This window comes from Arthrobacter sp. UYCu712, from assembly GCF_040547005.1.
Classification (GTDB): domain Bacteria; phylum Actinomycetota; class Actinomycetes; order Actinomycetales; family Micrococcaceae; genus Arthrobacter.
Genome location: NZ_JBEPOZ010000010.1, coordinates 20,439 through 39,514, shown reverse-complemented (window position 1 = coordinate 39,514; position 19,076 = coordinate 20,439). Strand labels below are relative to the sequence as shown.

Genomic DNA, 19,076 nt, shown 5'->3' with positions numbered 1-19,076 from the left:
TTCTGAATCAAAAGCAGATACTAGAATACCTGAACTTCCCAGCATCGCCCAATTGGCCCTCCCACCCCTTCTCCGGGGGGACATGCCCCACCCCGGCCGCGAGGGATGGACATAGGCCCGCTATGCCCACCCCAGCCCGCCAAAAATGGGCATGTCCCGCGGAGACCTCCACCCCTCCAAGGTGCATGCCCCACCCCGGCCGCGAAGGATGGACATAGGCCCGCTACGCCCACCCCAGCCCGCCAAAAATGGGCATGTCCCGCGGTGACCGGCGGCGGCATAGTCCCCGATTCGGGGCACACCAAAACGTCGGGTAAACTTGCTGACGGCCCCTCATGTGGCGTCATCCTGTTGAACTCCCCCAGGACCGGAAGGTAGCAAGGGTAAATGGGCTCTGGCGGGTGCATGAGGGGTCTTTTATGTCTGTGCCGATTGGTAGGGTTTAGCTGTGACTGTTACTACCGCTCTTTACCGTAGATACCGCCCCGATTCGTTCGCGGACGTTATCGGGCAGGAACATGTCACCGAGCCGCTGATGACGGCCCTGCGCAAGAACCGCGTGAACCACGCCTACCTCTTCTCGGGCCCCCGCGGCTGCGGAAAAACCACCTCTGCCCGCATCCTGGCCCGCTGCCTCAACTGCGCCGAAGGCCCCACCGACACCCCGTGCGGCGTCTGCCCCAGCTGTGTCGAACTGGCCCGCGGCGGCTCCGGATCCCTCGACGTCATCGAGATCGACGCCGCCAGCCACGGCGGTGTCGACGATGCCCGCGACCTGCGTGAGCGGGCCACCTACGCCCCGGTCCGCGACCGCTACAAAATCTTCATCATCGACGAGGCCCACATGGTCACGTCCGCCGGTTTCAACGCCCTCCTCAAGATCGTCGAAGAGCCGCCGGAACACATCAAGTTCATCTTCGCCACGACGGAGCCGGACAAGGTCATCGGCACCATCCGCTCCCGCACGCACCACTACCCCTTCCGGCTTGTGCCGCCGGAGCCCCTCATGGCGTACCTGGAGCTGCTCTGCGCGCAGGAGAACGTCCCGGTGGCTCCCGGTGTGCTCTCGCTCGTCATCCGTGCCGGCGGCGGATCGGTCCGAGACTCGCTCTCGGTACTCGACCAGCTCATGGCAGGCGCCGGACCGGCCGGACTCGACTACGAACTCGCCGTCGCACTTCTCGGCTACACCCACGCGTCGCTGCTGGACGATGTGGTCGAGGCCGTGGCCGCGTCCGACGCCGCCACCGTCTTCCGTGCCGTGGACCGGGTCATCCAGACCGGCCACGACCCCCGTCGTTTTGTCGAGGACCTGCTCGAGCGCTTCCGCGACCTCATCATCGTCCAGGCCATGCCGGAAAGCGCCCAGTCCATCCTCCGTGGCATGCCCGCAGACCAGATCGCCCGGATGCAGAACCAGGCGCACAATCTGGGTGCGGCCGAGCTCTCCCGCGCGGCCGACGTCACGAACACCGCCCTGACCGAGATGACCGGGGCCACCTCGCCGCGGCTCCACCTTGAACTGCTGTGCGCCCGGATCCTGCTGCCCTCCTCGGAGCAGAGCGAACGCGGCATCGCCGCCCGGATCGACCGGGTCGAGCGCCGCCTGAACTACGCCGGGAACGACGTCGGCGCTCCCGCCGCCGCTCCGACGGCTCCGGCCCCCTCCCCTGCGGCTGCACCTGCCCCGCCCGCGGTCCAGGCTGCGGTCCAGTCCGCCCCGCCGGCCAGCCGCCCCGAGCCCGCCCCATCGGCTCCTTCCGCGCCGGCGGCGCGGGACGCCGAACCGGCCCGCGAGCCGCTCACCGCCCCGCGCGTCAGCACCAGCGACTGGCCCGTCGATGACGCCGCGGCTCCTGCCCGGACAGCATCGGGCCCGGCTTCAGCAGCTGCGGCGCCCGAACAGCCAGCCCCGGCGCAGCCGCAGCGCGCGGCCGCGCCAACGCCAGCAGCGGCGCCTGCGGCTGCGGTCGCTCCCGCTGCCCCGCCGGCCGCCGGAACCGGGGCCGACGTCGAGGTCCTCCGCCGCGCGTGGCCCGAGATCTTGCAGACGCTGACCAAGATCAAGCGCAGCACATGGGCGTTGGTTGAGCCCAACGCCCAGGTCGGCCACTTCGAGGGCCAGGTCCTGACGCTGGCGTTCACCACCTCCGGTTTGGCTGGCGCCTTCGGCCGGGCGGACCACGCCGAGAACCTGCGCCAGGCGATCCACAAGACGATCGGCATCGACTGCCACATCACCGCCGTCGCGGCCGGCAGCGACAGCTCAGCGAGCTCTGAGCCAGACCCAAAAGCACCCGCTAGTCCGGATGTTCCGGCAACAACGTCCGCCGACGCGGCCTGGGGACTGACAGCGCAGACCCAGGAGACCGCACCACAGCCTGCCAGGGCCGAGGTGCCCGCAGCGGCCCACGTGCCTTCCCCGGCCACGCCGGCAATGACACCTGCCGCAGCGTCTGCGGATCTGTCGGCGGAGCGGCCAGAACCGGCGGCCGACGCTGAACCGCCCGCCCCGCGCGGATCGGCCGCCGCCCTCCCCGCTGCGCCGGTTCCCGTTGCGTCGGAGCCCACCGAGCCGGAGCCCGCTGCGGCGGTCGAGCTCTCGGGCTCCTACGCCTACTCCGATGATGACTGGGGCCCGCCCCGGGACGAAGACGCACCCCCGCTGGACGAGGAACCGCCCATGGACTGGGATCCTTCAGCGCCCGCAGGAGCCGAAACGGTGCGGCCATCGGCCGCCTCCAAACCGGCGCCGGCACGCAAGAAGGCCGCAACTCCGTCCGGCGCCCGCAGCGCCGCCGCCGCGGTTCCGTCCGGAACGCCTGCCCAAGAGGCGCCCGACGACCCGTGGGCACGCGCCGTCGAGCAGGCCCCGGGGGTCTGGGCCGTAGGCGCGGAATCGAACGTTGGCGGGTACAGCTCGGCAGCGGATGCGCTTCCGCCCGAAACCTCGCCCGAGCCCGAACCGCCCCGCTACGAGCCCGCGGCAGCCCAAGTCCCGGAATATGTCGGGGCCATGTCCGCGGCCGCGCCGGCTGCTGACAGCTCCCCGGGCGGTTGGGGTGCGCCGCAGCTGGTACCTGCCGGTGCCGGTCCCGCCGACAGCGCGGCAATCACGGCAGCCGCCATTGCCCCGATGACGGCGCCGTCGACGCCGTTGGCGGCACCGCCGTCGGCACCCGCCGCGGCTCCCGCGCCGGCAGCCGTGGGCGCCACTGCCCGGCAGAGTTTGTATCAGCGGCTCTCCAACAGCCCGGAGGCGGAGGCTGGACGAGCCAAGGCTCCGGCCCGCGCCGCGGCCGCCACCGCCTTAGTCCAGGACATCCCCAGCGCGGACGACGAGACCATCGAGGAATCGGGCGTCTTCGGCCGCGCCGCCGTCGAACGTATCCTGGGCGGCAAGCTGGTGGAAGAGCGGTCCCTGGACGGAAGTCCGCGGCCGCCGCGCTTCTAGCCGCCCCGCCGGGCCCTCCGCCCGCCCACACCCCAAACGAACGAGGAAATTGTGTACGAAGGTGCAGTTCAAGAGCTGATCGACGAGCTCGGACGCCTTCCCGGAGTCGGGCCCAAGTCCGCCCAGCGGCTGGCCTTCCACATCCTCGAGGCCGACCCGCAGGACATGAAACGGCTCGTTGACGCCATCACGACCGTCAAGGAAAAGGTCAAGTTCTGCACGGTCTGCGGCAACGTCACCGAGCAGGAACTCTGCAACATCTGCCGCGACCCCCGCCGGGACCCGTCGATTATCTGCGTCGTCGAAGAATCCAAAGACGTCCTCGCCGTGGAGCGCACCCGGTCGTTCCGGGGCAGATACCACGTGCTGGGCGGCGCGATCAACCCGATCGCCGGCGTCGGCCCCGAGCAGCTCCGGATCCGGGAACTCCTCACCCGGCTCAACGACGGCGCCATCCAGGAAATCATCATCGCTACCGACCCCAACCTGGAGGGCGAGGCCACAGCCACCTATCTGGCCCGGATGCTCAAGTCGATCGGCATCGCCGTCACCCGGCTGGCCTCGGGCCTGCCCGTCGGCGGGGACCTCGAATACGCCGATGAAGTCACCCTTGGCCGGGCCTTCGAGGGCCGCCGCAACGCACTGAGCTGACCGGACGCCGGCCCGCCGTGGCTCTCCCGGCCCCGATCAGCACCGACCGCCTGCTGCTGCTTCCGCTGACCAACGGCGACGCGGAGGCCGTTCTCCGGTTCCGCGGCCACCCCGAGGCGACCCGGTACGTCTCGCACGAACCGCTGGGATCCGAGGAAAACCGGGTCCGGCTCCGCCAACTGCTCGCCGCCGCCGAATCGTCCTGCGCGGACTGGTTCAATTTCGGCTGGGCAATCGAGCTCAAGGCCACGGGCCAGGTGATCGGTGACGCCCGGACATGGAATACGGCAGCGCCGCCGGCGCCGGGCGGGATACCCGCCGACTGGGCCAGTCTCGGCTACATCGTGCACCCGGACCAGCACGGGAGGGGCCTGGGCCGGAGGCGGCAGGCTGCCTGGTCCGGTGGCTGTTCTCCGAACATGGCGTCCAAACAGTTGTCGCCGGCGTCTATGAACCCAACATTTCCTCACGGCGGCTCTTGAAGGGCCTCGGATTCCGGAAGGACCGCTATTTCACCGCGGCGCAGGATACGACCGGCAAGGGACTGCCGTCCTGGCGGTACAGGGTGGATCAAGGCTAAGCCGGGCTGGCCCCGCGGCTGCCGACCTACCCGGGCGCATCGCCGTCGGATTCCGCGCTGTTTTGCTTCACACCGCGGGTGGACATGCCCAGTCCCCGCGGCCGGGGATGGACATAGTGCCAACATGCTCATTCTTTGGCCCGCGCGGAGGACATGTCCCGAGGGGCAGGAGGACATGTCCCGTCCTGGTGCCAGGCGGAGGGCATGTCCGGACGGGGCGTGTGGCGGGGGTGTCTGGAATGCGGTCACAATTCCACGCCGGAGGGGTGGCGGCGATAAACTTGGCCTAGAAGTTACGTGGTCGCGCCATTTGGTTGCTTGGCCCAGAACCCCGATGATCCAGTGAGGGTGCGCGCATGAGTTTGCCCACTACCGAAGTCCAGCCAGGACCGCAGCCGCAGGAGCTGCCCGTCCCGGCCGCCGTCACCAAGCACCTTGTGGTGAAGAAGTTCGGCGGTTCCTCGGTGGCGGACGCGGACGGCATCAAGCGCGTGGCCAGGCGGGTCGTGGATGCCCACAACGCCGGCGACGAAGTTGTGGTGGTGGTCTCCGCCATGGGCGACACCACCGACGAGCTCCTGGACCTCGCCGCCCAGGTCACCGACTCCGCCCCCGCCCGGGAAATGGACATGCTCCTCTCCGCCGGCGAGCGCATCTCGATGGCCCTGCTGGCGATGGCCATCAACAAGTTCGGCGCCTCCGCCCAGTCCTTCACAGGTTCCCAGGCCGGCATGATCACCGACGGCATCCACGGCAAGGCGCGGATCATCGACGTCGACCCGCACCGGATCCGCACTGCCCTGGACAAGGGGCACATCGCCATCGTGGCCGGATTCCAAGGGATGAGCCGCACCACCAACGAAATCACCACGCTGGGCCGCGGCGGTTCGGACACGACGGCGGTGGCCCTCGCGGCCGCGCTCGACGCCGACGTCTGCGAGATCTTCACCGACGTCGACGGAATCTACACGGCCGACCCTCGTGTGGTGGCGTCCGCCCGGAAGATCGACCGGATCTCCAGTGAGGAAATGCTGGAACTGGCCGCCTCCGGAGCCAAGATCCTGCACCTGCGCTGCGTCGAATACGCCCGGCGCTTCGGTGTTCCGCTGCACGTGCGTTCCTCATTCAGCCAGAACGAAGGCACCTGGGTCCTGCCCAGCGCCGACGACAAGATCACGACCCAAAAGGGAGTTGCCTTGGAGCAGCCAATCATCTCCGGTGTTGCACACGACCGTTCCGAAGCGAAGGTTACGGTCGTCGGGGTTCCGGACATCCCGGGCAAGGCTGCGGCGATCTTCCAGGTCATCGCCGATGCGCACTCGAACATCGACATGATTGTGCAGAACGTCTCCACCCACGGCACCGGACGGACGGATATCTCCTTCACGCTGCCGATCGTCGAGGGCGCCGACGCCCTCGACGCCCTCCGCGCCGCGCAGGCCGAGATTGGCTTCGAAAACATCGAATACAACGAGAAGATCGGCAAGCTGTCCCTGATCGGCGCCGGCATGCGCTCACATCCGGGTGTATCGGCCCGGTTCTTCGCGGCGCTCTCGGCGGCAGGGATCAACATCAACATGATCTCCACGTCGGAGATCCGCATCTCCGTGGTCACCCACGCGGACCTGCTCGATGACGCCGTGCGCGCCATCCACAAGGCGTTCGACCTCGACACCGAGGACGAGGCAACGGTGTACGGCGGCACCGGCCGCTGAGCGGCAGCCGCTGGACCGGGCCGCTGAGCCTCAACGAACTGACAGACGACAAAGGGAGCGGCACCTGCCGCCCCCTTTGTCGTCCCGTTTCCGGGGTTGGTCTCAGACTTGTTCTTTCGGGAGGTCTTCCCGGCGGACCGCATAGCGGTGCCCGTGCGCGTCGGTCTCCACTTCGAAGCCGGCCAGGTCCGTTTCAGAGGCCTGTTCGAAGTCGTCGTGCGTATGCACCACCGGGGCGGCGTAATCACCCCGCGAGGCGGGGCCGAAAAGGAAACGCGCCCACGACGACGGATGCAGGTGCTGCCTTAAGACACCAAGTGCAATTGCCACAATTCCCACCCCCTCTCCGGCGTCCGGGTCAATCGGAACGGCGGTGGCCACAGCCGGTGCCAGTGCCCCTATTTTACGCCCGACGTCGGGGAAAGGCATGGGCGGCGACGCCCCAAACATCCGCAAGCGGCGGCGCCGCCGGTAACCGGCCAGGAAAGGGCTAGCGCAGCGACTTGTCGTCAGGGTTGCGCGGGACGACGTACGTGCTGCCGTCGGGCCTGCGGAGAGTTTCCCATTGCTGGGTTTCGGCCTGGCGCTGGGTCAGCAGCTGCCTGTTCCGCTCGGTCATCTCATGCCCGAGGGCGCTCCGGTTGGCCGGACCAAAAATTGCCCGTAGTTTTCCGGTCGCGCGCATGAACCGCTGGGCCGGGTTTTCCTTGGTCATTTTCATCCTCTCCTCAGATCGAAACACTCCATAAGTGTACGCTAATCATTAGGCCACTAACTATTTGACGGAGGCACCCCATGACCGACCTGAGCGAGGACACGCGCGGAAGCGCGGGCGTCAAGGATCCAGCAACCGATGACCTGCTGCTCGAGCAACAGCTCTGCTTCGCCCTCACCGTCGCCTCGCGCAGCGTGGTGGGCGCCTACAAGCCGGTGTTGGACAAACTCGGCCTGACCCACCCCCAGTACCTCGTGATGTTGTGCCTCTGGGAGTCCAGCCCCCGCTCCGTCCGGGACATCAGCGAAGCCCTCGCCCAGGAGCCCGCCACGATTTCACCGCTGCTGCGCCGCCTCGAGGACGCGGGCTTCATCACCCGGCAGCGCATCCCGGGGAACGAACGCACCCTTGCCGTCCGGCTCACTCCGCGCGGCACCGCTCTCCGGCAGCAGGCCACCGAGGTCCCCGGCACCATGATGGCCCGGCTGGGCCTGACCCGGGAGCAGGTCGCGCAGCTCCATGCGTCCATGATGGAACTGATTGCCGCCACCAGGGCCTCCACCGAAGGGCCGCCCCGGCGGTAGACTGTGCGTAACAGAGGAGAACTGCTGATGTTCAAGCACATGAGCCGCGCGGCGCTCGTCCTGTTGGCCGCAGCCGGATTGGCTGCCTGCACTCCGGGCGGCGGCCCCGGGCCTTCCCCCTCAGCCACCGCTCCGGCCAGCGCCAGCCCCTCCGCCTCGCCGGGCACGCCTTCCCCGGACGCCGAGACGACGTCGCCGGCGCCCTCGCCGTCCGCGGTGCCGCTGACCCCCGGCCCAGGCCAGGGCAACGCCGAACTTGCCATCGCCGTCACCCCCTCCGAAGCCGCGGCGCCGGCCAACTTCACCCTCGTGTGCCAGGACGGCGTGCCTGCGGCCGAAAGCCAGCACCCCGGCGCCTCCACCGCGTGCACGGCGCTGAAGGAAAACGCGGCCATCCTGAGTCCGGCCCCGAAGGCCAAAGACACGAACTGCACCCAGCAATACGGCGGCCCGCAGAAGGCCACGGTCACCGGAGTCGTGGACGGCCAACCAGTGCAAGTGAACTTCAGCCTGATTGATGGCTGCGAGATTGCAGCGTGGAATGCCGCCAAGGCCGTCCTGGGCTCGACCGCTGGGGCGCAGTAAGCTGCTGCACCTCCCGCACGAAGACTGGCTGCCGCGCCAGGCCGCCTACCAGCAGCGTGTCCGGCGCTACTCCGATCCGTACCTTGAGCGGCGCTCCACCGGCCGGAAGCACCCGGTGGAGGACTTCTTGTTCACCTACTACACCCAGAAACCCGGCCAGCTGCTGCGCTGGCACCCGGGCGCCGGCGTCGTGCTCTCCGGCCCCGAGGCGGCCGGGCGGGCGGGCTGGAAGTATTACCGCGCGGCCTACGACGGCGAACTCGCCGCCGCCGGGCTGCCGGCCGGCACCACCGCTGTCACGGCCGACGTCGGGTCCTTCCTCCGGGGCCGCCGGGACGCGCTGGAGTTCGCTGGCATCATTCTGGCCGGGACGGCCGCACGGCCTGCGCAGTACGGCTGCTTCGGCTTGCACGAATGGGCCATGGTCTACCGGCAGGACAAGTTCGAGCTTCGCCATGAGTACCTCCGGCTGCGGCTAGGCCCGGAGCGCACTGACCGCGTGGTGGAGGCCAACCGGATCCGATGCAGCCACTTCGACGCCTTCCGCTTCTACACCCCGGACGCCGTGCCGTTGAACAGCCTCGAGCCGAGCCGCGAGAACCAGCGGACCATGGAACAACCCGGCTGCCTGCACGCCAACATGGACCTCTACAAGTGGGCCTACAAACTGGCGCCGCTGCTCCCGAGCGAGCTCGTGATGGACTGCTTCGAACTGTCCTGGCGGATCCGGGCGATGGACATGCAGGCTTCACCGTACGATCTGGACGAGTGGGGTTATCCGCCCATCAGGATCGAGACACCCGAGGGCAAAGCCGAGTACGTGGAACACCAGCGGTCCTTCGCCGCCGAGTCGCAGGAACTGCGCCGACGGCTGCTGCAGGCCCTCGCGCAACCGCTTCACGCACTCACCACCATCAGCCCGGAAGGACCACAATGACCGACCCCCAGGATGTGCCCGATCGGCACGATGTCGACCTCACCATCCGCCTGACCGAGTCTCCGGGAGCGCCGGAGTACAGCTTCCGGCTGGAGGCCAGCGGCGGCGCCGCAACGGCCGGTTCCACCCTGCCGGATCCGGCCGCCGCCCTCAAGGCCGTGGATCGGTTCGGGGAGGACATCTTCTTCCCCAAGCCCGGGCCCCCAAAGATGTGCACGCAGCAGTACGGCGGCCCCCAGGTGGCCGTGGTGACAGGCTGGTTCCTGGGTCGCAGGGTTCACAGCGAGTTCAGCCGCACCGACGGCTGCGAGATCGCCCGCTGGCGCGCTATGGCCCCGTTGCTCGGCGGCGTCGCGGGCTCAACCGGCGCGATCTAAGCTGGCCCCGGCCCCGCGCGGGACGCGAAAACGGCAATGGCCGGCGGTGGAAGCCGCCGGCCATTGCCGTTTCGAGGTGCTGGACTGCGCCTAGAGGGAGTTGTTCGGAGCCCGGTTCAGATCCTGGTTCTGGATCTTGCCCTTCTCCTTCTTCACCTTCTCGCCCTTGTCTTTCTTGTCCTTGCCGTCGTGGCTGCCGCCGTCGCCACTGTCACCGGGACCGTCATTGTACTCCTGGTCCTCGGAGGTGGGCGGCACCACCACAGTGCCCGCAGGGGTCACCAGCACGCTGACGAACGTCGGGTCACTGGCCCCGGCGAATGTCACCCGGCCGATGTAGGAACCGACTGCCAGGTTTTTCCAGTTCAGCGTCACCGCACCGGATTTTCCGTTGGCGAGCCGCAGCGGGTTCGGGTTCAGGCTTGCATTGCCCACACTGGGAACCAGCACTGATGCGTCGACGCTTGCCTTGGTGGCCTGGCCATTGGGGCTGGCGTAGAGGTTCGCGTAGATCGTGTAGGTGCCCGGCGCCGGGTTGGGAACGGAGGCAGACTCGCTGGCCGACGACGTTGCGACGGTCATCACACCGGTGGGGGTCTCCACCCACATGTCGAAGTCGGCGTTCGGATCCGAGGAAATGACCGAGAACTTCGCCAACGGACTTCCGGCAGGAACCTGGACGGTCTTGACGAAGTTCGACGTGTCGGTGACGCCGGTGAACGGGCCCGGGACCAGCTGGACGGCGGAGGAATCCGCCTTGGAGAGGCCGTCAAGTGTCATGTTGACCGGGCCGCTCGTTCCGGAGACCACACTGATGGCACCGGAACCCGTGCCGCCTTCTGATGTAAAGGCGACATCCTTGGCTGCGACCGCGGACTGCGGACGGACGGCGATCGGCGAGGCGACGTTCTTGTTGGCGCCCTGCCAGGTGAGCGAGCCCGTGGCGAACTTGCCGAGGGCTGCGTTCTGGTTCTCAAAGGAGACCTTGAAGGTCTTCTTCTCGCCGGCCGTGCTGAAGTTCAGGACGCTGGGGGTCACGGTGACCTTCACGCCCGGAACGTCAGTCTTGACCCGGTAGAGACCCGGAGTCAGGGCGGTCAATGTGCGGGTGACCTCGATCTTGCCGGTCAGGTTGCCCAGCGAGAAGGACGGGACATTCATGTCCCGCGCTTTCGTGGTGCCGATTCCCGGGATGCCCAGGTCGACTCCGGTGCCCTGGATGAAGGCCAGGTAGTCATCGGTGGCGGCGTCGTAGACCAGGCCCGGGTCCAGCACACGGGCGGGGTCCACCTGGCCTGCGCCGGTAGCGAGGACATCCGTGTCCTTGGCACCGTTGGCGAGTTTGACGTCGCTTGCGGTGGTCATCATGGCGGACTTTACGGTGGCGGGTGACCATTTGGGGTTCTTGCCCAGGATCAGGGCACCGAAACCGGCAACGTGCGGTGAGGCCATCGAGGTTCCGGACATGAATCCGTAGTTGTCTCCGCCCGTGCCGATCGGTGAAACGCCGGCCAGCACTGCCACGCCCGGAGCTGCAACGTCCGGCTTGAGGAGGTCGGATCCGGTGGCGAGGAGCGGTCCACGGGAGGAGAATCCGGCGATCTGCGGCTGCGCCTCCAGCGGCAGGCCGGTGGTGTCCTTGTTGACCAGGGACACTGTGATGGCCGGGTTGGCCGCAACCTTGGCCTTGATGGTTTCGGTGGCCGGCGGGTTCACGTGGACGGTCGGGACAGCGTGCTTGTCCGTGTCCAGTGAGGAGTTGCCCAGGTTCACGAGGATCATGCCGACGCCGCCGCCGCGGGCAACCTCGGCACTCTTGGCGGTACGGTCAAAGACACCGCGGTCACAGACCACGACCTTGCCGGCGATCTTGGCTGGGTTTAGGGTGTTCGGCCCGCAGAGTGCAGCGTTCGCGTCGCCGGCGGTGGAAGCCGCGGTGGCGGACAGCACAACCCCGGCCTTCGCGACCTGGCGGTTCATGATGCTGGCTCCACGGAACTTGGTGCCGTCGGAGAACTCGACGGTGCCCTGCAGCTCCTGGGAGAAGCTGCTGGCGGCCACCGTGGTGACCCACGGTGCGCCGTGGTTCACGGTGCTGGCCGTCGGGCCGGAGTTGCCCGCCGAGGCTGCGACGAAGATGCCTGCGGAGGCGGCGGACAAGAACGCCATGGACACCGGGTCCGTGGTGGTGGTGGTGGATCCGGAGATCGAGTAGTTGAGAACGTCCACGCCATCATGAATAGCCTGGTCGACAGCAGCCACGGCCGAGGAGCTGTAGCAGCCGCCGGTGTTGGGGTCGGTGTCCTCCCAGCAGACTTTGTAGATGGAGAGCTTCGCTGCCGGGGCAACGCCGCTGGTCAGGCCGAAGCTGCGGCCGTCGACAAAGGTCTCGACGTTAGTGTTGCCGGCGGCGGTGCTGGCCGTGTGGGTTCCGTGGCTGGCAACGTCAACGGGCGACAGCAGCTCTTCCGGCGCCCGGCCTCCCGGCGGGACGTACTTCAGGAAGTCTTCGGCGAAGTAGTGGGCGCTGAGGACCTTGGAGTTGCAGGCCGAACCGTCGAAGTCCTGGCCCGTCTGGCATTCGCCGACAAAGGTGTCGCCGTCGGACTTGAGCATCGCGATTTTGCCCTCGTCGTTGCGGTACGGCACGCCGACGACGGGATCACCGACGAGGGGCTTGACCTGCTCGCCGGCGAAGAAGGGGCTGGACGGGGTGTAGCCGGTGTCGATGACGCCGACGACGACTCCCTTGCCGGCAGCTTCCTGGCCGCCGAACTTCGTCTTCCAGGTGCCGTCGGCACCGCTGAGCTTCAGGAAGTCAGTGCTGGAGTAGTCCGGTGCGTTTTCCGTGTCCGGAGCAACCACCAGGACGCCGGGGTCCTTGGCCAGTTTGATGGCCTGGTCCGCCGTCAGGTTCGCGCTGAAGCCATTGACCGCGGCCGTGAACTGCCGCTGGATCTGGACGTTCTGCTGCCCGGCGACCTCAGTCTGCTTCTTCTCGAGGTGGGACTCGTACTGCTTGACTTCGGCCTTGTTGGCATCGAGCTTCTTGCCCGATTCCGGCTTGGTGGCCGGCAGTCCCGCCGTGCCGCCGTCGTACGTGGCGGCCGGCTTCTCCGCCAGGACCACAATGTAGCGGCCGTCCCGGTAGCTGTTCGGATTCAGGCTCTTCTGCGCAACCCCCGCGACGGCTGTCCCTTGTGAGGGAGCCGCGGTGGCGGGTGCGATGGCAACCGTTGACAGGAGAACCGGCAAGCCCAGGGTCAGTGCCGCGGCCCTCCGGAGTCCCCCGCTTCGAAGGAAGCTCTTTCCTGGTGATTTCACGAGTGATTGGAACCTTTCATAGGGAACGGTCGCGGCGTCCCTGCCGGGTGCTGCGGACTGGCGGGACAATAGGAGCAAGTAGCTCACGCGGCCCCGACGGATACCAGCCGAGACATACAGTACAGACTGAGAGCGAGATATGACATAGAACACTAAGGGAAAATCAAAATTTGTCACGCCCCTCAACAAGAGGGCTCGTGAACTGCGCTGCAGACCGGGACAGGGGGGCGGGACAAGGAAGCGCCATGGGAGCGGTGATCGGCTCCGTCGCGCTACTGCCGGGGCGTCCTGACCACTTCGCTGATCCAGGCGCGTGTCTTGTCATCGAGGGGTCCGGCCACGTTGCTTGCCCTGGCCGCGCGATCCGCTTTGATCTTCTGCAGGACCATCCGGCCCAGGCCCGCAAACACGGCGGCGGCGACGACGGGAAGCAGCACGGATTTCGATTTCTCAGACATGGCCACATCCTACTGACCGGCCCCGACGGAGGCCATAGCTCCGGGGCAACTCGCCGGGCCGTCGCCCGCGCCCGGTCACAGTCAGGGCCCGAATGCGGCCCGCGGCACCACGGCCGGTAGAATGGACTTGCAAGCTCGCGGAGCGCCCGATCCCGTCTGTTTTTGACACCGTCAATTGACACAGTTCGACGGACCGTCTGATGTTCACCATCCGACACCGACCGGCGTGAGACGGCACCACTCCGCTGCGCCCTTACCCAACGCTCACGCACAGGAGTTACCGGATGCCCCGGATCGTCGTCGACGTCATGCCCAAGCCCGAGATTCTGGACCCGCAGGGGAAGGCCATCGTGGGTGCACTCCCCCGGCTGGGCTTCACCGCCTTCAGCTCTGTCCGACAGGGCAAGCGTTTTGAACTGACGGTCGACGGCGAGGTGACCGAGGAAATCCTGGCCCAGGCCCGGAACGCCGCGGAGACGCTGCTGTCCAACCCCGTCATCGAGGACGTCGTCAACGTCGAGGTCGTCGAGGCCTGAAATGACTGAACTCCCCCTGATCGGCGAGGCAATCGCCGTCGCCGCAAACCCCAGGCTCGCTGGCGCCAGGATCGGTGTCATCACCTTCCCCGGAACCCTTGACGACCGCGACGCCGCCCGCGCCGTCCGCCTTGCCGGCGCCACCCCGGTGGCCCTCTGGCACGCCGACACGACACTCGGCGACGTCGACGCCGTCGTGATCCCCGGCGGGTTCTCCTACGGTGACTACCTGCGGGCCGGCGCCATTGCCCGGTTCGCACCGCTGATGGCCAAGGTCATAGACGCCGCCAACTCGGACGCCAGGCTGCCCGTGCTCGGCATCTGCAACGGCTTCCAGATCCTCACCGAATCGCACCTGCTGCCCGGCTCGATGATCAAGAACGACCGCCTGTTGTTCATGTGCCGCGACCAGGTCCTGCGGGTGGAGAACAACACCACCGCGTGGACCGGCGACTATGCGGCCGGCCAGGAAATCACGGTTCCGCTGAAGAACCAGGACGGCCAGTACATCGCGGACGACAAGACCCTGGACGCTCTGGAGGCCGAAGGCCGGGTTGTGTTCCGCTACGTCGGCTTCAACCCGAACGGCTCGCGCCGCGACATAGCCGGCATCTCCAACGCCGCCGGCAATGTCGTGGGCCTCATGCCGCACCCGGAACATGCAGTGGAAACCGGGTTCGGCCCGGAGATCGGGTCAAGCACCGAGGGCCTCGGCTTCTTCACCTCTGTACTGAACAAGATCGTGGGAGACAACAAATGACGGAGACGTCGACTGGCCGGACGGCCGGCACCGCCACCGAGACCAAAAAGTTCAACATCGACACCGTCGTAAACGCGGCCAAAACCCCCGACGTCGAGCTCCCGTGGGCCGAACTGGGGCTGAAGCAGAACGAGTTCGACGAGGTCGTCAAGGTCCTGGGCCGCCGCCCCACCGGAGCCGAGCTCGCCATGTACTCGGTGATGTGGAGCGAGCACTGCTCCTACAAGTCCTCGAAGAACCACCTGCGCCAGTTTGGCGAAAAGGTGACGGAGGAGATGAAGAAGGACATGCTCGTGGGGATCGGCGAAAACGCCGGAGTCACCAACCTCGGCGACGGCTGGGCTGTGACGTTCAAGATCGAGTCCCACAACTCGCCGTCGTTTGTTGAGCCCTATCAGGGGGCCGCAACCGGCATCGGCGGCATTGTCCGCGACATCATCTCCATGGGCGCCCGCCCCGTGGCTGTGATGGATCCGCTGCGCTTCGGCGCCATCGACCACCCGGACACGGCCCGCGTCATGCACGGCGCGGTGGCCGGCATCGGCGGCTACGGCAACTCGCTGGGCCTGCCGAACATCGGCGGCGAAATGGTCTTCGACTCCGTGTACCAGGGCAACCCGCTGGTCAACGCACTGGCCGTCGGCGTGATGCGCCACGAAGACATCCGCCTCGCCAACGCCACCGGCAAGGGCAACAAAGTGGTGCTCTTCGGCGCCCGCACCGGCGGCGACGGAATCGGCGGCGCCTCGGTGCTGGCCTCGGAGTCCTTCGACGACACGAAGCCGTCCAAGCGCCCCGCCGTCCAGGTTGGCGACCCGTTCGCCGAAAAGGTTCTGATCGAGTGCTGCCTCGAGCTGTTCAAGGGCTCACTGGTGGAAGGCATCCAGGACCTCGGCGCTGCCGGTATTTCCTGCGCCACGTCCGAGCTCGCCTCCAACGGCGACGGCGGCATGGAGGTCGAACTGACCTCGGTCCTGCTGCGGGACCCCACCCTGACCCCCGGCGAAATCCTGATGTCCGAGTCGCAGGAACGCATGATGGCAGTGGTCACCCCCGAGAACATGCCCGCTTTTGAAGCGGTCATGGACAAGTGGGCCGTGGAGTACTCCTGGCTGGGCGAGGTGACCGACACCGGCCGCCTGATCATCACGTGGGAAGGCGAAGTCATTGTCGACGTCGACCCGCGCACCGTGGCCCACGACGGACCGGTCTACGACCGCCCGTATGCCCGCCCCGAATGGCAGGACGCCGTGCAGGCCGACGTTTTCACCGGGTCCGTGCAGGACTCCGGCCGCCCTGCCACGGCCGAGGAACTGGCCGCGGCCATTGCCGAGCTCATCGCCTCGCCGAACATGTGCGACAAGTCCTGGATCACCAAGCAGTACGACCGTTACGTCGGCGGCAACACCGCCATGGCGTTCCCGGACGACGCCGGAGTGGTCCGCGTGGACGAGGAGACCGGCCTGGGCGTTGCCCTGGCCACCGACGCCAACGGCCGCTACACCTACCTCGACCCGTACCACGGTGCACAGCTGGCGCTGGCCGAGGCGTACCGCAACGTCGCCACCTCCGGCGCCGTGCCGATGGCCGTCAGCGACTGCCTGAACTTCGGCTCCCCCGAGGACCCCGACGTGATGTGGCAGCTGGCCGAAGCCATCCGCGGCTTGTCCGACGCCTGCATGGTGCTCGGCATCCCGGTCACCGGCGGCAACGTCTCGCTGTACAACCAGACCGGCACCACCCCCATCCACCCCTCCCCCGTGGTGGCGGTCCTGGGCAAGTTCGACGACGTCGCCCGCCGCACGCCGTCGGGCTGGCGCGAGGACGGCCAGGCCATCTACCTGCTCGGCACGACGGCGGCAGAACTGGACGGTTCGGAATGGTCCAACCTGCGCGGACACCTCGGTGGCCTGCCGCCCAAGGTTGACCTCGCCGCGGAACGCGCGCTGGGTGAAATCCTGATCAACGCCTCCCGCGATGGCATGGTGGACTCTGCACATGACCTCTCCGAAGGCGGCCTCGCGGCAGCCCTTGTGGAATCCTCGCTGCGCTACGGCGTGGGTGCCCGGATCGCGCTGCAGGATGTCCTGGACCGCGACGGCGTGGACCTGTTCACGGCCCTGTTCTCCGAAACCCAGGGCCGCGCCATCGTCGCGGTTCCCCGCTCGGAGGAAATCCGGTTCAAGGACATGTGCACCGCCCGTGGCTTCGCGCACGTCCGGATCGGCGTCGTCGACGCGGACAGCGGCAAGCTGGAGATCAACGGCGTCGAGACCATGAACCTCGATGCGCTCCGGGAAGCCCACGAGGCCACCCTGCCGAAGTACTTCGGCTAAGGCCCGCCCCCGCACCTCCATGGGTTGCTCCGTAACTGCCCTTTTGAACCCTCAAAACGGGAGTTACGGAGCGATCGTTCGTCAACGGCCGGTTCCGGCAGGCCTGCGCGTACGATCGCCAGCCGGAGGAGCGTCTCTTGCGGCAAATCGGCCCCGACCCTGATGAGCTGGATGGCTTCCTTCGCTTTGCGGATGCCGGGCTTTCCCTTGTGCCTGTAGATCATCCGCTGGAGGTCGCCTATGTCGCATTGCGGCATGTCCCTGCCCTCACGATCGGCCCGCGGCACGCGGACGCAACTGTCCCCCATGGCCACCAGACGGCTCCTTTCGCGGCCGGCGCGGCAACAAGAGCAGTTCCGCGGCGGTGAGGTGGGATGCGGCGCATCTCGTGTTGACCTCAATGAACGGCCGCACCCTGACACTCAAAGGGAGCTCCGGCGTCGGGCTGTTCGAACGGATGCCTCTGCCCTGCGTCCGGAGCGATGCGTGGCGGAGCCGTTTGGGCTTCACCCCGGCGAGGCGGGCTTCGGCAACCGTGAGCGGACGGCCCTCGAGTTCCTGCGGGAGCGGGCGTGCAGTCTTCATGCCCTCATGAGAGCAGCACGGAGCCTCGGCCGCAGAAGTTATCCCCAAGCCTCATCGATTGGGGGGAGGTCAGTCGTCGCTGCGCAACTCACGCTGCCGGGCACTGAGAAGTTCGAGTTCGGGCCGGGCCGCGACGAAGCGCTCGACGGCGGTGAGCACCTCCACCAGGTGCGCCCGGTCCGCCGCCACCAGTCCGGCGCCCAGCTGAGTGCGCCGGTACTGCTCGTGGTCCCCTACCTCGGCCACGGAGACCTCAAAGCGCCGTTTCAGCTCGGCAAGCAGCGGCCGGACGACCGAGCGTTTCTCCTTGAGCGTGTGAACATCGCCCAGCAGGATGTCGAACTCAATCCATCCGATCCACATGCCACAAGCCTATCCATTGCTCCGTAACGGCCGTTTTGAGGCCTCAAAAGGGCCGTTACGGAGCAATCGACGGGATTAAATGGTCAGTTCGCCCATGCGGTCCCAGCCGTCGCCGTCGAGCTGGCGGCTGATGATCCGCGGCGTCTCGGCCAGCGCCTGCGGCATGTCCGCCATGGCCTGCTGGAAGTGTGCGCTGTTGACGTGGTCGCCGGCGGCGTCGTCCTGGAATGCCTCGACGAGCACGAACTCGTCGGGATCATCCACGCCGCGTGACCAGTCGAACCACAGGTTGCCGGGTTCCTGGCGCGTGGCCCGGGTGAAGTCCTCCACCAGGCCCAGCCACTTGTCGGACCAGTCCGGCTTGACCTTGAATTTAACGACAATGAAGATCACAGGGCAATGCCTTTCGTTGGGGGTGGACGGTCAGTCCATTCGTTCACCGGGAACAGCAGGAGCTGAGGTCCCCACCGTCCCGGCTGTCCCGGACGCGGCAGCGAGGGATTGCTCGCACTCCGCGGTTGCCTCCCGGGCCCCCTCCTGCTGCCGGGGCGTCCCGACGCGTTCGGCCCACTGCTCGGCCAGCTGGAACTCCACCAGCGCTTCGGTGAAGCGCCCGGCGTCGTGGAGCGACCAGCCCAGGTCGTTGTGCAGCGACACCATCCAGCGTTTCGTACGCGGATCGTGGACCGTGGAGGCGTACTCCAGGGCGCTGCGCGTCCAGGACCCGACGTGGGCGGAGTCCGCAATCGCCAGCATGTGCAGCGCATCAACAGCAAGGAATTCCTCGCTCAGGTGGTCCGCGAGTTCTGCGGCCTGCTCGAACAACGGCACGGCCATCGCGGCATGGCCGCTCGAATTCAGCAGGCGGCCGCGTTCCAGCAGGACACGCACGGCCACGGTCGGTTCGTCCGCGTCGACCGCGTCCAGCAGGGCATCAGCTTCCTCGTAACGGCCCTGCAGTCCGATGGCCCGCCCCAGCTGGGTGGTGAGCTCGGCCCGTTCGTCGGCGTCGTACGTTCCATCTGCAGCGGCCGTCCGGAAGCGGGCTTCCGATCCGGCGGGGTCGTCAAAGCTCCACAGTTGGTCAAGGGTTTTCTGTTCCAGCATGTATGTTCT

Annotated in this window: 17 protein-coding genes, 1 other RNA gene and 1 pseudogene; 12 read left to right on the top strand and 7 right to left on the bottom strand. The window is 67.4% G+C overall.

Annotated features, from left to right (window positions below):
* The first annotated feature begins 324 nt into the window (after positions 1–324).
* From ffs to ABIB51_RS11705, 5 genes and pseudogenes are all read left to right on the top strand, one after another.
* Positions 325–421: signal recognition particle sRNA small type (gene ffs, locus ABIB51_RS11725), an RNA gene on the top strand.
* A 27-nt stretch (positions 422–448) separates the two neighbouring features.
* Positions 449–3,454, top strand: coding sequence for a DNA polymerase III subunit gamma and tau (locus ABIB51_RS11720; RefSeq protein ID WP_354188140.1), 3,006 nt, complete (start codon positions 449–451; stop codon positions 3,452–3,454).
* 51 nt (positions 3,455–3,505) lie between these two features.
* Complete coding sequence (gene recR, locus ABIB51_RS11715) at positions 3,506–4,105, top strand: recombination mediator RecR (protein WP_354188138.1); 600 nt, start codon at positions 3,506–3,508, stop codon at positions 4,103–4,105.
* Between the two features lie 17 nt (positions 4,106–4,122).
* Positions 4,123–4,685, top strand: a pseudogene (locus ABIB51_RS11710) (GNAT family N-acetyltransferase).
* A 356-nt stretch (positions 4,686–5,041) separates the two neighbouring features.
* Complete coding sequence (locus ABIB51_RS11705) at positions 5,042–6,400, top strand: aspartate kinase (protein ID WP_354188136.1); 1,359 nt, start codon at positions 5,042–5,044, stop codon at positions 6,398–6,400.
* 102 nt (positions 6,401–6,502) lie between these two features.
* Here ABIB51_RS11705 and ABIB51_RS11700 read toward each other — a convergent pair whose 3' ends face one another.
* Together ABIB51_RS11700 and ABIB51_RS11695 are read right to left on the bottom strand one after the other, a co-directional pair.
* Complete coding sequence (locus tag ABIB51_RS11700) at positions 6,503–6,730, bottom strand: hypothetical protein (protein ID WP_354188134.1); 228 nt, start codon at positions 6,728–6,730, stop codon at positions 6,503–6,505.
* Positions 6,731–6,890: 160 nt separating this feature from the next.
* Positions 6,891–7,115: a hypothetical protein gene (locus ABIB51_RS11695; RefSeq protein WP_354188132.1), complete on the bottom strand. Its 225-nt coding sequence runs from the start codon at positions 7,113–7,115 to the stop codon at positions 6,891–6,893.
* Positions 7,116–7,195: 80 nt separating this feature from the next.
* Between ABIB51_RS11695 and ABIB51_RS11690 the strand changes: the two genes are divergently transcribed.
* The 4 genes from ABIB51_RS11690 to ABIB51_RS11675 are packed head-to-tail and all read left to right on the top strand — an operon-like array spanning position 7,196 to position 9,598.
* Positions 7,196–7,699, top strand: a complete 504-nt coding sequence (locus tag ABIB51_RS11690) for a MarR family winged helix-turn-helix transcriptional regulator (RefSeq protein WP_354188130.1) — start codon at positions 7,196–7,198, stop codon at positions 7,697–7,699.
* A gap of 27 nt (positions 7,700–7,726) precedes the next feature.
* On the top strand, positions 7,727–8,284 hold the full coding sequence (locus tag ABIB51_RS11685) for an SSI family serine proteinase inhibitor (protein WP_354188128.1): 558 nt from the start codon (positions 7,727–7,729) through the stop codon (positions 8,282–8,284).
* Positions 8,241–9,221, top strand: a complete 981-nt coding sequence (locus ABIB51_RS11680; protein ID WP_354188126.1) for a 3-methyladenine DNA glycosylase — start codon at positions 8,241–8,243, stop codon at positions 9,219–9,221. The genes ABIB51_RS11685 and ABIB51_RS11680 overlap by 44 nt, the downstream gene beginning before the upstream one ends.
* Positions 9,218–9,598 (top strand): serine protease inhibitor, encoded by a 381-nt coding sequence (locus ABIB51_RS11675; protein ID WP_354188124.1) that lies wholly within the window; start codon positions 9,218–9,220, stop codon positions 9,596–9,598. Before ABIB51_RS11680 ends, ABIB51_RS11675 begins: the two co-directional genes overlap by 4 nt.
* 90 nt (positions 9,599–9,688) lie before the next feature.
* Here ABIB51_RS11675 and ABIB51_RS11670 read toward each other — a convergent pair whose 3' ends face one another.
* Positions 9,689–12,922, bottom strand: coding sequence for a S8 family peptidase (locus tag ABIB51_RS11670; protein ID WP_502916119.1), 3,234 nt, complete (start codon positions 12,920–12,922; stop codon positions 9,689–9,691).
* 272 nt (positions 12,923–13,194) lie between these two features.
* On the bottom strand, positions 13,195–13,380 hold the full coding sequence (locus ABIB51_RS11665; protein WP_354188122.1) for a hypothetical protein: 186 nt from the start codon (positions 13,378–13,380) through the stop codon (positions 13,195–13,197).
* A 284-nt stretch (positions 13,381–13,664) separates the two neighbouring features.
* Between ABIB51_RS11665 and purS the strand changes: the two genes are divergently transcribed.
* Genes purS through purL form a run of 3 tightly spaced genes read left to right on the top strand, consistent with a single transcriptional unit; the run spans position 13,665 to position 17,012 of the window.
* Positions 13,665–13,916 (top strand): phosphoribosylformylglycinamidine synthase subunit PurS, encoded by a 252-nt coding sequence (purS, locus tag ABIB51_RS11660; RefSeq protein WP_011690410.1) that lies wholly within the window; start codon positions 13,665–13,667, stop codon positions 13,914–13,916.
* 1 nt (position 13,917) lies between these two features.
* Entirely contained in the window at positions 13,918–14,676 is a 759-nt protein-coding gene (purQ, locus tag ABIB51_RS11655; protein WP_354188120.1) for a phosphoribosylformylglycinamidine synthase subunit PurQ, read from the top strand.
* A complete protein-coding gene (gene purL, locus ABIB51_RS11650; RefSeq protein ID WP_354188118.1) occupies positions 14,673–17,012 on the top strand; it encodes a phosphoribosylformylglycinamidine synthase subunit PurL in 2,340 nt (779 codons plus the stop codon). Before purQ ends, purL begins: the two co-directional genes overlap by 4 nt.
* Positions 17,013–17,666: 654 nt before the next feature.
* Here the strand turns inward: purL and ABIB51_RS11645 are convergent.
* The 3 genes from ABIB51_RS11645 to ABIB51_RS11635 all read right to left on the bottom strand — a co-directional run bounded on the left by ABIB51_RS11645 (position 17,667) and on the right by ABIB51_RS11635 (position 19,067).
* Positions 17,667–17,960 (bottom strand): DUF503 domain-containing protein, encoded by a 294-nt coding sequence (locus tag ABIB51_RS11645; RefSeq protein WP_354188116.1) that lies wholly within the window; start codon positions 17,958–17,960, stop codon positions 17,667–17,669.
* Between the two features lie 75 nt (positions 17,961–18,035).
* Positions 18,036–18,353: a putative quinol monooxygenase gene (locus tag ABIB51_RS11640; protein ID WP_354188114.1), complete on the bottom strand. Its 318-nt coding sequence runs from the start codon at positions 18,351–18,353 to the stop codon at positions 18,036–18,038.
* A 30-nt stretch (positions 18,354–18,383) separates the two neighbouring features.
* Positions 18,384–19,067, bottom strand: a complete 684-nt coding sequence (locus ABIB51_RS11635; protein WP_354188112.1) for a tetratricopeptide repeat protein — start codon at positions 19,065–19,067, stop codon at positions 18,384–18,386.
* Positions 19,068–19,076 lie beyond the last annotated feature (9 nt).

Bases quoted from the DNA above. Each gene is read 5' to 3' on its own strand.
- ABIB51_RS11705 (WP_354188136.1), top strand. From the start codon at position 5,042: ATGAGTTTGCCCACTACCGAAGTCCAGCCAGGACCGCAGCCGCAGGAG.
- ABIB51_RS11695 (WP_354188132.1), bottom strand. From the start codon at position 7,115: ATGACCAAGGAAAACCCGGCCCAGCGGTTCATGCGCGCGACCGGAAAA.
- ABIB51_RS11690 (WP_354188130.1), top strand. From the start codon at position 7,196: ATGACCGACCTGAGCGAGGACACGCGCGGAAGCGCGGGCGTCAAGGAT.
- ABIB51_RS11685 (WP_354188128.1), top strand. From the start codon at position 7,727: ATGTTCAAGCACATGAGCCGCGCGGCGCTCGTCCTGTTGGCCGCAGCC.
- ABIB51_RS11680 (WP_354188126.1), top strand. From the start codon at position 8,241: ATGCCGCCAAGGCCGTCCTGGGCTCGACCGCTGGGGCGCAGTAAGCTG.
- ABIB51_RS11675 (WP_354188124.1), top strand. From the start codon at position 9,218: ATGACCGACCCCCAGGATGTGCCCGATCGGCACGATGTCGACCTCACC.
- ABIB51_RS11665 (WP_354188122.1), bottom strand. From the start codon at position 13,380: ATGTCTGAGAAATCGAAATCCGTGCTGCTTCCCGTCGTCGCCGCCGCC.
- purS (WP_011690410.1), top strand. From the start codon at position 13,665: ATGCCCCGGATCGTCGTCGACGTCATGCCCAAGCCCGAGATTCTGGAC.
- purQ (WP_354188120.1), top strand. From the start codon at position 13,918: ATGACTGAACTCCCCCTGATCGGCGAGGCAATCGCCGTCGCCGCAAAC.
- purL (WP_354188118.1), top strand. From the start codon at position 14,673: ATGACGGAGACGTCGACTGGCCGGACGGCCGGCACCGCCACCGAGACC.
- ABIB51_RS11645 (WP_354188116.1), bottom strand. From the start codon at position 17,960: ATGTGGATCGGATGGATTGAGTTCGACATCCTGCTGGGCGATGTTCAC.
- ABIB51_RS11635 (WP_354188112.1), bottom strand. From the start codon at position 19,067: ATGCTGGAACAGAAAACCCTTGACCAACTGTGGAGCTTTGACGACCCC.